Source organism: Hymenobacter sp. J193, assembly GCF_024700075.1.
Lineage (GTDB): Bacteria > Bacteroidota > Bacteroidia > Cytophagales > Hymenobacteraceae > Hymenobacter.
Genome location: NZ_JAJONE010000001.1, coordinates 3,238,680 through 3,253,066 on the forward strand (window position 1 = coordinate 3,238,680; position 14,387 = coordinate 3,253,066).

Consider the following 14,387-nt stretch of genomic DNA (forward strand, 5'->3'; position numbering starts at 1 on the left):
AGAAGTGGTGGGAAGACCCCTAGAAGCGGTGCGAAAGGGCGTAGAAGCGGTGGGCCGCCCCATAGAAGGGAAACCCCCAGCCGCCACCCCGTTGCTCAGCTGCAGCAGCGGCTGGCAGAAACTCTGGGAACGAAGCCGGCCCGCTGGGAGGGCGGGCCAGTTTCGTTCATTATTCTGTCATCTTGCGTCTGTATTCTCTGGGAAGAAAGCTTGTTAGCGTAGAGCGTTCTACAGGAGTAAAAGGAATATCTTTATGTATTTTGAATAATATATAAATAATTGCTTGGGAAATACTGTTAATGTCAATCAGAAACTGGGATATATATGCGAATGAATTTTTTAATTGTTGAATATTGTCAAATAATGCCATATGTTCGGATCCTTTTGCATGAACAGTTCTGCTTATATTGTGATAATGATTGAATATATTGTCGTTCATGATTTTAATATTATCATCTTTTGAATTAGGGATTAATGGATGTTTTTCTACATATTTTTTTAACTCAATAATAGGTGTGTATTCGTTTTTGCCTTGCTCTAATTGAATGTATTCTATAGGGTGGTCATAATAATATATGTGGTTGTAAAATAACTCTATTATTCTTCTTAATGTTAATTCGGACGATATTTCAAAATTGTTTATTAATAAATGCATTATAGTAATGTAATCTGAAAGCATTCCTTTAACGAATATTTTTTTATTTAATGCAATATTTGAATCGAGTTTTATTGAAAATAATTTGATGCAATATGCTGTTTTGTGAATATTTTTGACTATCTCTTCAAGATGTGGGTTTTGCGGTGTCTGTGGCTGTTTCTCTTGTTGTTTGAAGAAATTTATAGTATTTTCTAAGTCTGACTTGATCAGCTTTGAATCCTTTATATTACTCATGGTTAAAGTTTCATATTGCTAATTATATCATCCCAAGCGCTAAAGAAAGAATTTTTGTCTTCTTTGGGTGGGTTGAAAGTTAGCTGGTCCATGATTGCATTTAACTGTTTTAATTTAATTATATCAAAACGTGCTATTTGTGAAATTATTCTTCCGACAATTTCCTCCTTGCCCCTCTTGCCTGCAAAAGGCACTTGTATATCGAGTCTTTTGGCGAAGTCTGACAAGTCCTGATTTTTTTGAAATATATTCTCGTTCAATAAAAAGAATGGAATTACACCAATGAGATTGGATAAGTCACTATCTATATCTTCTGCGATATATCTGTTAGAACGTTTAATAATTGCTCTATTTTTAATATGGCCATCCCAAAAGAATTCTTCTTTCTGGCTCTTTTGTGCAGAAGGTGACTCTATCACTTGGCTAATAGCTTCCAATACTTTGATGAGCTCTGCCTTTGTTAATTTTTCAAAGTTCATTTCTTTGGAGTTATTAAGTTCAGTACTTCTTTGGTAATATTTCTGAACTCGTCAGTGTACTTTGAATTTTTGGGGTCAGAATAGAAGGCTGGAAGTGCAGATACACTCTTTGCAACAATTACCGAAGAGCTGGAGAAGTTAGATAAGGTTGTTCTTTTTCCTGCTGCTCTTATATCATTCATAATCGTTTGAGGTAATTTAGAACGATTGTCAACCATTGTAAATATTACCCCAATTTGGTTCAGTTTGTGACCATAATCCTTATCCGCTTGCCGTAATCCTCTCTCCAAAAGGGGTAGGCCTAAGGAAGAAAGTTTATCAGGCTTAATCGGTACCAAGTAGTGTTCAGACGCTAGATAAGCACTCATAGTATGAATAGATAATGTTGGTGGGCAGTCTATTATGATATAGTCGTAATGTTGGCATGATGCAGTCAAGAAGTTGGATAGTCTGTGTTCCATACCGCGTTTACCAGATTCAACATAAACGAGTTTTAATGATGATGGTATCAAGTCCAAACGCGAGCCACGTGTGCCCCTTACTATATTAATTATATAATCTTCTAGATTTTCTTTGTTTTCTTCTTTAGTGCCTACTCCTGCTAAATTAATATCTTCTTCATCTTCTTTATCTAACAGGATATCATATGTTGTTTTCTTGTTTTTGAAATGATCTAGAATTTTTTTATCATCTATAACCAAATATTGAGTTGCGTTAAATTGTGGGTCTACATCAACTACAAGAACTTTTTTGTTGTGCTCTATGCACAATAAATAAGCTAGATGAACTGAGAGTGTGGTTTTACCTACACCACCTTTCATATTTAATATTGAAATTGTCGTGGGTTTTGCTAAAGCGGCCATGTTTAGAGCGTGTTTGGGAATTCAAGCCCGATTGAGCGCCATGGTGATGTTGGCTAGCAGTAACCAAGTGACATGGCTAGCGGGGGTAAATTCGTAATCGACGACGACCCGGCGAAAGCAGGCCAGCCAGGCGAAGGTGCGCTCGACGACCCAGCGCCGGGCCAGTGGCACGAAGCCGCGCTGCGTGGGCGGCCGACTACTGATCTGCTGGACCAGGCCTAAGCTCAGCAGATGGCGCGCAAAGCGCCCGCGGTAGGCGGCATCGGTGAGCACCCGCTGCAGGCGCCGCGCCCACCAGGGGCGGTGCGGCAACAGGGCCAAAGCCCCGGTACTGTCATGGCGGTGGGCCGCGTGTACATGCGCAGCCCAGATGCGTCCGCCAGAATCGACTAGAACTTGGCGTTTGCGGCCGTTGATGAGCTTATGTGCGTCCAGGCCGCGGTGTTCGTAAATGCGCGGGGCCAGCTTCACGCTCTGGCTGTCCACGCAGGCCAGCGCCGGGGTGGGTTCGCGGCCGTGCGCGACCCGATCCAGGGCGTTGACGACCGTGTTGAGCTGCTGCCACAGGCCCAGACGTTGCCAGCGGTAGAAGTAATAGTAGACCGCTGTCCAGGGCGGAAACTGGCGTGGCAGTGCCCGCCATTGGCAGCCCGTGCGGCACACATAGAGCAAGGCGTTGAACACGTGGCGCAAGCACAAGCGCCGTCGCCGGTGCACGGGCAGTAGCAACTCAATAACTTGCCACTGCGAGTCAGTAAGGGGTTGATAGCACTCAACCATAAGCAGGAAGGAGCCTTGGAACTCCCCCGGCAACTTACTGACTCGTTTCTGTTTACTGCCCTACCCAATTCCCAAACACGCTCTTAATTTGATGTGAATGTGAAAATAGATTACAGAGTCTCCAGCTTCCGCAGAATCTCCTGGGCGGCTACGGCAATGACGGTGCCGGGGCCGTAGATGCCGGTCACGCCGGCGTCGTAGAGGAAAGGGTAGTCCTGGGCCGGGATAACGCCCCCGGCAATGACGAGGATATCGGCCCGGTCCAATTTAGCTAGTTCTTCGATGAGCTGGGGCACCAGGGTTTTGTGGCCGGCGGCCAGCGAGGAAACCCCCACCACGTGCACGTCGTTTTCGGCGGCCTGGCGGGCTACTTCCGCGGGCGTCTGGAACAGGGGGGCAATGTCCACGTCGAAGCCCACGTCGGCAAAGGAGGTGGCAATGACTTTGGCGCCCCGGTCGTGGCCGTCCTGGCCCATTTTGGCCACCATCATGCGGGGGCGGCGGCCTTCTTTCTGGCTGAACTCGTCGGCCAGCTGGCGGGCCTTGGCAAATTCCTGGTCGTAGTCCATTTCCTGGGAGTACACGCCCGACACGGTGCGGATGGTGGCCTGATGGCGGCCATACACAGCCTCCAGGGCATCGGATATTTCGCCCAGCGTAGCGCGCAGGCGGGCGGCCTGGACCGCCAGGTCTAATAAGTTTCTAGTTTCTGGTTTCTGGTTGGTGGTTTCTGGTTGATCGTCCGAACTAGCAACCAGCAACGAGGAACTAGAAACTTCCCGCGCAGCGTCGGTCAGTGCCTGGAGAGCTTGCTGCACGGCGGCGTTGTCGCGGTTGGCTTTAAGCTGGGTGAGGCGGGCAATCTGCGACTCGCGCACGGCGGCGTTGTCGATGTCGAGGATTTCGATCTGCGCCTCGCGGGCCTGTTCCTCCTCGGTGAGGCGGTAGCGGTTCACCCCCACAATGATTTCCTTGCCCGAGTCGATGCGGGCCTGCTTGCGGGCGGCGGCCTCCTCAATGCGCAGCTTGGGCAGCCCGGTTTCAATGGCCTTGGCCATGCCGCCCAGCTCCTCCACTTCCTGGATCAGGGCCCAGGCCTTGTCGGCCAGCTCGTGGGTGAGGCGCTCCACGTAGTAGGAGCCGCCCCAGGGGTCTACCACGCGGGTAATGTCGGTTTCGTGCTGGAGGTAGAGCTGGGTGTTGCGGGCAATGCGGGCCGAGAAGTCGGTGGGCAGGGCAATGGCCTCGTCGAGGGCGTTGGTGTGCAAACTCTGGGTGCCACCCAGGGCCGCGGCCAGGGCCTCCACGCAGGTGCGCGTGACGTTGTTGAAGGGGTCCTGTTCGGTGAGGGAGTAGCCCGAGGTCTGGCAGTGAGTGCGCAGGGCCAGGCTCTTGGGGTTTTCGGCCCCGAGGCCTTTCATGAGCTTGGCCCAAAGCAGGCGGCCGGCGCGCATCTTGGCAATTTCCATGAAGTGGTTCATGCCGATGGCCCAGAAAAACGACAGGCGGGGCGCAAACTGGTCGATGGTCATGCCCGCCGCGAGGCCGGCGCGCACGTACTCCACGCCGTCGGCCAGAGTGTAGGCCAGCTCCAGGTCGGCGGTGGCTCCGGCTTCCTGCATGTGGTAGCCCGAGATGCTGATGGAGTTGAACTTGGGCATCAGCCGCGCCGTGTAGCTGAAGATATCGGCAATGATGCGCATGGAGGGCGCGGGCGGATAGATGTAGGTATTGCGCACCATGAACTCCTTCAGAATGTCGTTCTGAATGGTGCCCGCCAGCTTCTCCGGGCTCACGCCCTGCTCCTCAGCCGCCACGATGTAGAAGGCCATAATCGGCAGCACCGCCCCGTTCATGGTCATCGACACCGACATCTGGTCCAGCGGAATCTGGTCGAACAAGATCTTCATATCCTCCACCGAGTCGATGGCCACGCCGGCCTTGCCCACGTCGCCCTGCACGCGGGGGTGGTCGGAGTCGTAGCCCCGGTGCGTGGCCAGATCGAAGGCCACGCTCAGGCCTTTCTGCCCGCCCGCGAGGTTGCGGCGGTAAAAGGCGTTGCTGGCCTCGGCCGTGCTGAAGCCCGCGTACTGACGCACCGTCCAGGGGTTCTGCACATACATGGAGGAGTAGGGCCCGCGCAGAAACGGCGCCTGTCCCGCTCCAAACCCCAGGTGGTCGAGCGTCGCTATGTCTTCGGCCGTGTAGTAAGCTTTCAACTCAATGCCCTCGGGGGTTGAAGAGGTGGCCGGCTGCGTAAGTGGCGAAGCCAGCGGCGCGGCGTTGTAGGGGATGGTGGCGAAGTCGGGTTTCATGGGTTTTGGGTAACACGTAACACGAAACAGGTGACACGTGACAGGTTTTGCGGGTGGCGGATGATAGAGAATACTAGAGTAATGAAGTAAAGAATAAGATGGAGCAGTGGAGAAATAGCTGTTATTCTTTTGGCCGGAGTGACTTTAGTAAGCCGTTAATCAAACCGGTGATTCGGTCTAGTGCAGCAATAGCTTCATCGGTTTGAGTACTGGTCATATAGCCAAGGCGTTCGGCCAGCAACAGGATTGTATCCAGTTCGGTAACGGAACCACGAGCAATAAGTAGGAACCGACTGAATTCGGCTGAAGAATAGCGGCCCGCTCCCTCGGCAATATTCAGGGGAACCGAAGTAGCTGCCCGCCGCAGTTGAGAAGCCAACTCATACCGCTCAGTAGCAGGAAAGGAATGCGCTATTTGATAGGCTATCGGCACGAAGTCGAAAGCCAGCCGCCAGCATTCCAAGCGGTAGTGGGGTTTCTCGCGCCGCATAGTATCAGTTCTCTTAAAAACCTGTCACGTGTTACCTGTCACTTGTCACCCCAACAAACTCACCGCCCCTGCAGGCGGGCCAGCACGTCGTCGGTGGTGTGGCCGTGGAGGGTGAACTCCTGGAAGCCGAACACGCGCATGGCCTCGCGCATGGTAGCCAGGTCGGCGGAGAGCAGCACGGGCGCGTCGTGGTCAGCCAGCATTTCCTCGGGGTCTTCCTGGGGCTCCTGCAGAATAAACTCCGAGAAGCGCCGGAACTGCTCATTTGTGGCCGACATGAGCGTGGCTTCTTCGGCCGAGGAAAACAGGATGGACAGGGCGCCCGCCGGCGGGGCCTCCGATAGCGCGGGCCGCTCGGCCGGGGACAGCAGCCGCACGAAGGAGTCGTAGATCAGCTGAATGGTATCGGTGCCGAGCAGCACCACGGCGGCTTTTTTCTTTTTCTGCTCCTTGCGCACAAAGTGCATGGCCGTGGCCAGCCGCAGCACCTCCGAGGGATAAGCAGCCCGGTTGGTATCGAAGTAGCGGCTGCGCAGCAGCTTCTTGGCATCGAAGGCAAACTGCTCCTGAGCGTTCTGGAAGCGGTTGGTGCCCAAAATCACCTGCTCACCGCTGGCAATGCGCTGGAATTCCTCCATCGTCTTCTGGCGAATAGACTCCAGCATCCGGCCCCGGCCCGCCAGCAAGCCCCCGGCCGCTTCCATTTCCTGAAACAGCGTCCAGGCATCCTGGGCCAGCTGGTCGGTGAGGGTTTCAATGAAGTAGGAGCCGGCGGCGGGGTCGGCCACCCGGTCGAGGTAAGCTTCTTCGCGCAGGATGATGGGCACGTTGCGGGCCACGCGGCTCGAAAACTCGTTGGGCTCGGCGTAAAGGCTATCGAAGGGCGTGACGGATACCGAATCGGCCCCGCCCAGCACGGCGCTCATGGCCTCGGTGGTCACGCGCAGCAGGTTGGTATGCGGGTCGAGCGTGGTTTGCACCCAGGAGGAGGTGGCGGCGTGGATATGGAGGCGGCCAGCTACTTCCGGAGGTACCCCATAGGCGTGCAGCAGGGTGGCCCACAGCCGGCGCAGGGCGCGCAGCTTGGCTATTTCCATGAAGTAGCTGGTGCCCACGCTCACGTGCAGGTGCAGGGCGGCTGCCACCGCCGTCACGTCGATGCTGGTATCATCGGCCGGCAGGCTGTCCAGAAAGGCTACGGCCGTATTCAGGATGTAGGCCACTTCCTGCACGGCCGAGGCGCCGCGGTTGCTGAAAAAATTGCCGTTGATGGCCAGCGGCAGGAAGTCGGGGCAGGTCCGGGCCAGCTGCAGGCAGCGGCGCTGGGCTTCCACCTGCAGGCCGTAGTCGTCGGGGGAGCTGCCCTGGCCGGGTGCGTAGCGCAGAAACCCGCGCAGCGTATGGGGCGGCACCGCTTCGAGCAGGCGTTGCAGAAACTCGTCCGGGTGCTGGCATACGGTGTAGCACAGGTAGGCAGAGGCGGTGGGCAGCGTGGCGGCCAGGTAGCCCACGTCAAAAAGCGCCGGGGAGCTGATATCGAAGTGGATACCGTCGGCACCCCGCTGCAGGGCCTGGGCAGCGTGGTCGACGGCCGTGTGGCCGTTGTCGTGGGCGGGCACCAGCAGCGTGGGCACGTTGCGCCAGCGGCCGGGCACGGCAGGCACCTGGGGAGCGGGCAGGTTGCCGAGGGCAGCCAGGGCTTCGCGGTGGTAGAAGGGCTCCAGCACCAGGCCTTCGGGCGTATGCCAGCGCAAGTCGGCCAGGTCGGCGCCTTTCAGGTCGCGGGTGAGGCGCTGCTGCCACTGCTCAGTGGAAAGCGGGGCAAACTCAGCAAAGGAAACAGACCCGGGGCGCGGCGTATCGGACATAGCAAAATGGGTGGGAAACGGGCTAAAGATACCGGAATGGGCTAGATATCGGCGAGAGGCCGCCCGGCGCTTAGCAGCGGCTGGCCGGGCAGACAAGCAAGGCACTACGCTCTACTTCCCGTACGGAAAACTTCCGGCTGCGGCGAAGAGCCCGGCCTCCGTCGGCGGTGCAGGTGCGCGCGGCTGCGTATCTTTGCCCTCTTCCTGACCTGAGCTTTCGCATGAAATTCACTTCTTCTGGTCTTCTGCTGGGCGTTGCCCTGGCCTGCGGCAGCCTGTTGCCGGCCTGCCAGCGCGCCCCTTATCAGGCCAAGGCCACGCTGGCGCCCGTTACGGCGCAGCCCGTGGGCAAGCAGCTGCCCGCCGACCCGACGGCCGAGGCGACCATTGCGCCCTATCACCGCAAGGTAGAGGAAACGATGAGCACCGTGCTGGGTACGGCGCCGGTGGCTATTACCAAAAACTCCGGCGAGTCGCCGCTGGCCAACTTTGTGGCCGACCTGCAGCGCAGCCGCGCCAGTCGGGAGCTCAAGCAGCCCATCGACCTAGGCGTGATGAGCAACGGCGGCCTGCGGGCCCCGCTGCCGGCCGGGCCGGTTACGGTGGGCTCGGTGTTTGAGCTGATGCCCTTCGAGAACGAGCTGGTTGTGCTGGACGCGCCCGGCGCCGTGGTGCAGCAGATTTTCGACTATGCGGCCCGGATGAAGATGGCGCTGTCGGGCGCTGTATACACGGCCACGCCCGAGGGTAAAGCCACCAACATCCTCATCGGCGGCAAGCCTTTCGAGGCCGGCCGTACCTACACCATTGCCATCAGCGACTACCTGGCAGGCGGCGGCGACCAGATGACGTTTTTCCGGGCGCTGGCCCCGCGCAAAACCGGCGTGCTGCTGCGCACGGCCATCACGGAGCACATTCAGGAGCTCACCAAAGCCGGCCGCCCGGTAGAAGCCAAAGTAGAAGGAAGAGTGAAGTTATAATGTGCTAATGTGAGTTGAATGTGCTGCGCTTCGCTAATGTGCTGATGTGGATAATGTGAGAAATGCTTACCCATCCCACATCAGCACATTTTCCACATTAGCACACCAGCACATTCCCCACATTAGCACATTCAACCCACATTAGCACATTAGCACATTAGTCAGATGGACCGTCGCGAATTTCTGAAGCATAGTACGCTGGGTGCTGCCAGCCTGGGGCTGCTGAGCCTGCCGGCCGCCGCGGCCGATGCCGCAAAGCTGGTGATTCTGCATACCAACGACATGCACTCCCGCATCGAGCCTTTCCCGGATAATGCGGCGCAGTGGGCCGGCATGGGCGGCATGGCTCGTCGGGCTTCGCTGATAGCCCAGATCCGCCAGCAGGAGGCCAACGTGCTGCTGCTCGACTCAGGCGACATCTGGCAGGGCACGCCGTATTTCAACTTTTTCGGGGGCGAGCTGGAGTACAAGCTGATGTCGCAGATGCGCTACGACGCCAGCACCCTCGGCAACCACGACTTCGACAACGGCCTGGAAGGACTGCAGAAGCAGCTGCCCAACGCTACCTTCCCGTTCCTGACGGCCAACTACGACTTCTCGCAGACGCCACTGGCCGGTCGTTTTCAGCCTTATAAGGTCTTTGAAAAAGCCGGACACCGCATTGGCGTGTTCGGGTTGGGTATTGAGCTGGCCGGGCTGGTAGCCGACCGCAACTACGGCGCCACCCGCTACCTCGACCCCGTGGCTACGGCCAACGAAATGGTAGCCAGGCTGCGCGGCCCCGAGAAGTGCGACATGGTTATTTGCCTTTCGCACCTGGGCTACAAATACGAAAGCGCGAAAATCGACGATTTTAAATTGGCGGCCGGTGCGCCCGGCATCGACCTTATACTAGGCGGCCACACGCACACGTTCCTCGACAAGCCCGATGTGGTAGCCGGCCCTAACGGTCACCAGACGCTGATTAATCAGGTTGGGTGGTCGGGTATCAATCTCGGCCGTATCGATTACGTGTTCGAGCGGGGCACGCGCCGGCCGGGCGTGGCGCAGGCGACGGTGCTACCCGTGCATACGGCCTGACATTCGCAAGCAGAAATGGGTTTTTTTGTCTCCTGACTTTTCCACATTTTTGTCTCCCCCTAAAAAAAAGGCTCTATCGTAAGCCTTGGCCTGCTTCTCCCTTTTTGCCCTCGCAACCACGCATTTGCCTGATTTTCATTGATGTTGAAGGATTGCCGTATCGTATGGGCCAACTGTCTTCGCATCATCAGGAGCAGCATCGGGGAGCAGAGTTTCCGCACGTGGTTTGAGCCCATTGTGCCGGTAGCCCTGCACAACAACGTACTCGTAATCCAGGTGCCCAGCCAGTTTTTTTACGAGTGGCTGGAAGAGCACTACGTGGAGGAGCTCAAGCGCGGCATTTACCAGGAGTTGGGCCCCGAGGGCCGGCTGGAGTACTCCATTGTGGTAGACCAGGGCAACAGCCAGAACAAGCCGCGCACCGTCAACATCCCCACAGCCCGCAAGATGACGGGTCCGGCCGATGCCGCTACGGTGGCCGGCTCAATAGCCGCGGGGGCCCTCACGGCCTCGGCCCGCAACGTGGCGGCGGCCGCGGCCGCGCCGGTGGCGCCGGCCCAGCTGCGCAACCCGTTCGAGGCGTCCAAGGTTATCGACCGCAACTACCTGCAGTCCCAGCTCAACAACACGTATTCCTTCGAGAACTACATTGAGGGGGGACTGCAACCGCCTGGCGCGCTCGGCCGGTCTAGCCGTAGCCAACAAGCCGGGCACTACGAGCTTTAACCCGCTGATGATTTATGGCGGCGTGGGCCTGGGTAAAACCCACCTGGTGCAGGCCATCGGCAACCACATTAAGGCTTCGAACACCGATAAGTTCGTGCTCTACGTGTCGGCGGAGAAGTTTACGAACCAGTTCATCGAAAGCCTGCGGGCCAACGCGGTGCAGGATTTCGCCAACTTCTACCTGTTGGTGGATATCCTGATTCTGGACGACGTGCAGTTTCTGTCGGGCAAGGACAAGACCCAGGAAATGTTTTTCCACATCTTCAACCACCTGCATCAGGCCGGGAAGCAGATTGTGATGACCTCGGACCGCCCCCCGCGCGACCTGGTGGGCCTGGAAGACCGGCTGCTTTCGCGCTTTAAGTGGGGCCTCACGGCCGACCTGCAAAGCCCCGACTTCGAGACGCGCATGGCCATCATCCAGAACAAGATGCAGCAGGATGGCATCGACATACCGCCGCAGGTGGTGGAGTACCTGGCGTACTCCGTGGATACCAACGTGCGCGAGCTGGAAGGCGTGCTGATTTCCCTGATTGCGCAAAGCTCCCTCAACCGCCGCGAAATTGACCTGGAAATGGCCAAGCAGGCTCTGCGCCACATCATTGAGGATGTGGAGGCGGAGGTAAACCTGGACTTTATCCAGAAAACCGTGGCCGAGTACTTTGGTATTTCGGTGGACCTGCTGAAAGCCAAAACCCGCAAAAAGGAAGTGGTAACTGCCCGGCAGGTGGCTATGTACTTTGCCAAGGAGCACACCAACCACTCCCTTAAAAGCATCGGCTACCACTTCGGCGGCCGCGACCATAGCACCGTCATTCACTCGGTTCAAACTGTGTCGGACCTTATCGATTCCGATAAGCAGTTCCGCAGCCAGGTGCAGGAGCTGCGCAAGAAATTCGCGAAGTAAGGGCCTGTAGAGCCTCACCCCCGGCCCCTCTCCCAAGGAGAGGGGAGCCAGGCGCTACCCAGCGCAGCTGCTTCGGCTCATGCCTCCGCAGCCGCTACCAGGAACCGGAATTGTACCACATAGCAAAGCCTCGGCTTACCAGCCGAGGCTTTGTTTCGTCAGGCTCCCCTCTCCATGGGAGAGGGGTAGGGGGTGAGGCTACTCCCGCACCGGAATCTGGTGCTGGGCGGCAAACGTGCGGACTTTCTCCAGCACGAGGCGCTTGCGCTTAACGCCGCGCACTTCGCGCAAACTCAGGGGGAAGCTGGTGCCATCTTTCAGCTTGAGGCGCAGCTGGCGGGGCAGCAACTCAATAGCGGCAATGGTTTCGGCCGGAAAAGCCTGCTTGGCCCGGAACAGGCCGCTCTTGTGCACGATGTAGGCAGGCGTGAACTCCAGGTAGCTCTGGGTGCCAAAAATAGGCGCGTTGTGCACCAGCACGTAGCCCAGGTACACCACGCTGAACACCAGAAACACGTAGTGCAAAAAGTGGAAGTCGCTGCTGCCTTCGCCGGAGATAATCAGCGCCAGTACGTAGCCCAGCCAGATAAGCCCGATGAACAGCTGCCCCCAGAACGGAATGCGCTGCGTGTTGGCGGGCTGAAGACGGAAACGGGTAGAAGCTGGAGGCATAAAAGCTTGGGAAGAGGAGAGAAGCCGCAAAAGTAAGAAGTTGTCGGTTGTGCAACACAGAACGACCAACAACTGCCTTTCGGCTTATTTCAGAGTGGCCGAGGCCAGCTCCATTTCGGGTACGGCTTTCAGGACCTGCGAAATGGGGCAGTTGTCCTTGGCTTTTTCGGCATACTGCTGAAACTCTTCCTGGGAGACGCCGGCAACTTCGCCTTCCGTCGTCAGGGAAATCTTTACGATTTTCGGTACCTCTCCCGAGGTATCCAGCGTCACCTTCGACTCGGTACGGATCTGCTGAACCTGCTTGCCGTCCTTGGTCAGAATGCTGGTCAGGAACATGGTATAGCAGCCAGCGTGGGCCGCCCCAATCAGCTCTTCGGGGTTGGTGCCTTTCTGGCCTTCAAACCGGGCGCCTACCGAGTAGGGCGCCTGCACCGTGCCGCTTTGGGTGGAAATTTCGCCGCTGCCTTTGATGTCGCCGTTCCAGACGGCCTTGCCACGTTGGTTGATCATATAGAGAAAGTATGAAAGGTGAATACTTGAGTAAAGTAAGTACGGCCTCCAACGTGTAAAGGATAAGTCGTTCGTCTATTTCAAAGAGGGAAACCCTATTTTTGACCGAAACTGGCAGTGCTGGGCCGATGGTGGTTTCTCACTCATTCACTCAATCACTCATTCATCATCCGTGGGAATCAAATCTGTTCTGAGCCGGCCGCTGGCCGCTTACGTAGCTCGCCAGTACGCCCGCTGGCAACAGGACCCCGTGGGTACCCAGCAGCGGATACTCCGTGAACTGCTGCGCCAGGGCGCCCGCACCAGCTTCGGCCGCGACCATGACCTGGGCACCGCCCGCAACGCGCAGGATCTGGCTGCCCGCGTGCCCGTGCGCGACTACGAGGGCCTGAAGCCCTACTTTGAGCGCCTGAAAACCGGCGAGGCCAACGTGCTCTGGCCGGGCAAGCCGCTGTACCTGGCCAAAACCAGCGGCACCACCTCCGGCGCTAAATACATTCCCATCACCAAGGACAGTATTCCCAACCACATCAACGGGGCCCGCGACGCGCTGCTCCATTATGTGCACCGCACCGGGAAAAGCCGTTTTCTGGATGGTAAGCTGATATTCCTGTCGGGCTCCCCAGAGCTGGAAACGGTGGGCGGCATCCATACGGGCCGGCTCTCGGGCATTGCCAATCACCACGTGCCGCCCTACCTGCGCCGCAACCAGCTGCCCAGCGACCAAACCAACATCATCGAAGACTGGGAGCAGAAGCTGGACCGCATCGTGGAAGAAACCCTGCGCCAGCCCATGACCCTCATTTCGGGGATTCCGCCCTGGGTGCAGATGTACTTCGACCGGATTGTACAGCGCGCGGGCCGGCCGGTGGGGGAGGTATTCCCGCAGTTCGACTTGTTCGTGTACGGGGGTGTCAACTTCGAGCCCTACCGCAAAAAGCTGTTCGAAACCATTGGCCGGCCAGTGGATAGCATAGAGCTGTTTCCGGCCTCGGAAGGGTTTCTGGCGTTTCAGGATGAGCCCGGCAACCCAGGCCTGCTCCTGCTGCTGAATGCCGGTATTTTCTACGAGTTCATCCCCGCTGAGCGGTTTTTTGAGCCCAACCCGCTCCGCCTCACCATTGCTGAGGTGGAACTGGATCAGCAGTATGCTGTGGTGCTGAATAGCAACGCCGGCCTCTGGGGCTACTCCCTCGGCGACACCGTGCGCTTCACCCAGAAATATCCGTTTCGGGTGGTCGTCACGGGCCGCATCAAGCACTTTCTGTCGGCTTTTGGGGAGCATGTGATTGGGGAGGAAGTGGAGCAGGCCCTGCGGGAGGCCATGCGCCAGCACCCCGAGGCCGAAGTGGTGGAGTTTACGGTAGCACCCCGCGTAAGCGACGACCCCGCCGTTCTTTCCCGCCACGAGTGGCTGATTGAGTTTGCTCATCCGCCCCGCTCCCTCGTCACCTTTGCCGAAGCCCTGGATGCGGGCCTGCGCCAGCGCAACGTATATTACGACGACCTGCTGGCCGGCAACATCTTGGCCCCGCTGCTGCTCACGCCTCTGCCAGCCGGGGCCTTTCAGCGCTACATGAAAAGCCAGGGCAAGCTCGGGGGCCAAAACAAAGTGCCGCGCCTGAGCAACGACCGAAAGTTGGCGCAAGGGCTGACCTTACCATAGTTTATCATCGTCTGCGAAGTAGCGGCAGAAGTGCCCGGCTTGGGCGTTAAAGATGGATGCAGAGCGACGCTTGAATTTCATACTTGCACTACACTTCGTACTTTGCCTCGCAGGGCTCTTCCGAAAGGCCATACAAGTTGATTTTCCCTTTTTCAG

12 protein-coding genes and 1 pseudogene are annotated in these 14,387 nt (G+C 57.2%); 4 read left to right on the forward strand and 9 right to left on the reverse strand.

The features are described 5' to 3' along the window. Positions 1–169 precede the first annotated feature (169 nt). The 7 genes from LRS06_RS14270 to LRS06_RS14300 all read right to left on the reverse strand — a co-directional run bounded on the left by LRS06_RS14270 (position 170) and on the right by LRS06_RS14300 (position 7,687). Positions 170–892 carry a hypothetical protein gene (locus tag LRS06_RS14270; RefSeq protein WP_257872085.1) on the reverse strand — a complete coding sequence of 241 codons (723 nt, stop codon included), beginning with the start codon at positions 890–892 and terminating at the stop codon, positions 170–172. 2 nt (positions 893–894) lie between these two features. Further along, a complete protein-coding gene (locus LRS06_RS14275) occupies positions 895–1,371 on the reverse strand; it encodes a hypothetical protein (protein WP_257872086.1) in 477 nt (158 codons plus the stop codon). Then, entirely contained in the window at positions 1,368–2,234 is an 867-nt protein-coding gene (locus LRS06_RS14280; protein ID WP_257872087.1) for a ParA family protein, read from the reverse strand. Before LRS06_RS14280 ends, LRS06_RS14275 begins: the two co-directional genes overlap by 4 nt. A gap of 21 nt (positions 2,235–2,255) precedes the next feature. Further along, the gene (locus LRS06_RS14285) at positions 2,256–3,014 is read right to left on the reverse strand and encodes an IS5 family transposase (protein WP_257869830.1); all 759 of its coding nucleotides are present in this window, start codon (positions 3,012–3,014) and stop codon (positions 2,256–2,258) included. Positions 3,015–3,124: 110 nt separating this feature from the next. Next, positions 3,125–5,329 carry a methylmalonyl-CoA mutase gene (scpA, locus tag LRS06_RS14290; RefSeq protein ID WP_257872088.1) on the reverse strand — a complete coding sequence of 735 codons (2,205 nt, stop codon included), beginning with the start codon at positions 5,327–5,329 and terminating at the stop codon, positions 3,125–3,127. A gap of 121 nt (positions 5,330–5,450) precedes the next feature. Beyond that, a complete protein-coding gene (locus LRS06_RS14295) occupies positions 5,451–5,819 on the reverse strand; it encodes a four helix bundle protein (RefSeq protein WP_257872089.1) in 369 nt (122 codons plus the stop codon). A 59-nt stretch (positions 5,820–5,878) separates the two neighbouring features. Then, on the reverse strand, positions 5,879–7,687 hold the full coding sequence (locus tag LRS06_RS14300; protein ID WP_257872090.1) for a methylmalonyl-CoA mutase family protein: 1,809 nt from the start codon (positions 7,685–7,687) through the stop codon (positions 5,879–5,881). A gap of 221 nt (positions 7,688–7,908) precedes the next feature. Here LRS06_RS14300 and LRS06_RS14305 point away from each other — a divergent pair, with 221 nt between their 5' ends. The 3 genes and pseudogenes from LRS06_RS14305 to dnaA all read left to right on the forward strand — a co-directional run bounded on the left by LRS06_RS14305 (position 7,909) and on the right by dnaA (position 11,380). After that, positions 7,909–8,667, forward strand: coding sequence for a 5'-nucleotidase C-terminal domain-containing protein (locus LRS06_RS14305; RefSeq protein WP_257872091.1), 759 nt, complete (start codon positions 7,909–7,911; stop codon positions 8,665–8,667). A gap of 165 nt (positions 8,668–8,832) precedes the next feature. Beyond that, positions 8,833–9,747 carry a bifunctional UDP-sugar hydrolase/5'-nucleotidase gene (locus tag LRS06_RS14310; protein ID WP_257872092.1) on the forward strand — a complete coding sequence of 305 codons (915 nt, stop codon included), beginning with the start codon at positions 8,833–8,835 and terminating at the stop codon, positions 9,745–9,747. Between the two features lie 141 nt (positions 9,748–9,888). After that, positions 9,889–11,380 (forward strand): annotated as a pseudogene (gene dnaA, locus LRS06_RS14315) (chromosomal replication initiator protein DnaA). 198 nt (positions 11,381–11,578) lie between these two features. Here the strand turns inward: dnaA and LRS06_RS14320 are convergent. Then, the gene (locus LRS06_RS14320; protein WP_257872093.1) at positions 11,579–12,052 is read right to left on the reverse strand and encodes a hypothetical protein; all 474 of its coding nucleotides are present in this window, start codon (positions 12,050–12,052) and stop codon (positions 11,579–11,581) included. An 84-nt stretch (positions 12,053–12,136) separates the two neighbouring features. Beyond that, on the reverse strand, positions 12,137–12,565 hold the full coding sequence (locus LRS06_RS14325; protein ID WP_257872094.1) for an OsmC family peroxiredoxin: 429 nt from the start codon (positions 12,563–12,565) through the stop codon (positions 12,137–12,139). Between the two features lie 172 nt (positions 12,566–12,737). On the opposite strand from LRS06_RS14325, the gene LRS06_RS14330 reads away from it, so the two are divergent. After that, positions 12,738–14,231 (forward strand): GH3 auxin-responsive promoter family protein, encoded by a 1,494-nt coding sequence (locus tag LRS06_RS14330; RefSeq protein ID WP_257872095.1) that lies wholly within the window; start codon positions 12,738–12,740, stop codon positions 14,229–14,231. Positions 14,232–14,387: the final 156 nt, after the last annotated feature.

What these genes read in the sequence shown, in the direction of transcription:
- LRS06_RS14320 (WP_257872093.1), bottom strand. Translation starts at nt 12,052, where the DNA reads ATGCCTCCAGCTTCTACCCGTTTCCGTCTTCAGCCCGCCAACACGCAG.
- LRS06_RS14295 (WP_257872089.1), bottom strand. Translation starts at nt 5,819, where the DNA reads ATGCGGCGCGAGAAACCCCACTACCGCTTGGAATGCTGGCGGCTGGCT.
- LRS06_RS14275 (WP_257872086.1), bottom strand. Translation starts at nt 1,371, where the DNA reads ATGAACTTTGAAAAATTAACAAAGGCAGAGCTCATCAAAGTATTGGAA.
- LRS06_RS14280 (WP_257872087.1), bottom strand. Translation starts at nt 2,234, where the DNA reads ATGGCCGCTTTAGCAAAACCCACGACAATTTCAATATTAAATATGAAA.
- scpA (WP_257872088.1), bottom strand. Translation starts at nt 5,329, where the DNA reads ATGAAACCCGACTTCGCCACCATCCCCTACAACGCCGCGCCGCTGGCT.
- LRS06_RS14285 (WP_257869830.1), bottom strand. Translation starts at nt 3,014, where the DNA reads ATGGTTGAGTGCTATCAACCCCTTACTGACTCGCAGTGGCAAGTTATT.
- LRS06_RS14305 (WP_257872091.1), top strand. Translation starts at nt 7,909, where the DNA reads ATGAAATTCACTTCTTCTGGTCTTCTGCTGGGCGTTGCCCTGGCCTGC.
- LRS06_RS14310 (WP_257872092.1), top strand. Translation starts at nt 8,833, where the DNA reads ATGGACCGTCGCGAATTTCTGAAGCATAGTACGCTGGGTGCTGCCAGC.
- LRS06_RS14270 (WP_257872085.1), bottom strand. Translation starts at nt 892, where the DNA reads ATGAGTAATATAAAGGATTCAAAGCTGATCAAGTCAGACTTAGAAAAT.
- LRS06_RS14300 (WP_257872090.1), bottom strand. Translation starts at nt 7,687, where the DNA reads ATGTCCGATACGCCGCGCCCCGGGTCTGTTTCCTTTGCTGAGTTTGCC.
- LRS06_RS14325 (WP_257872094.1), bottom strand. Translation starts at nt 12,565, where the DNA reads ATGATCAACCAACGTGGCAAGGCCGTCTGGAACGGCGACATCAAAGGC.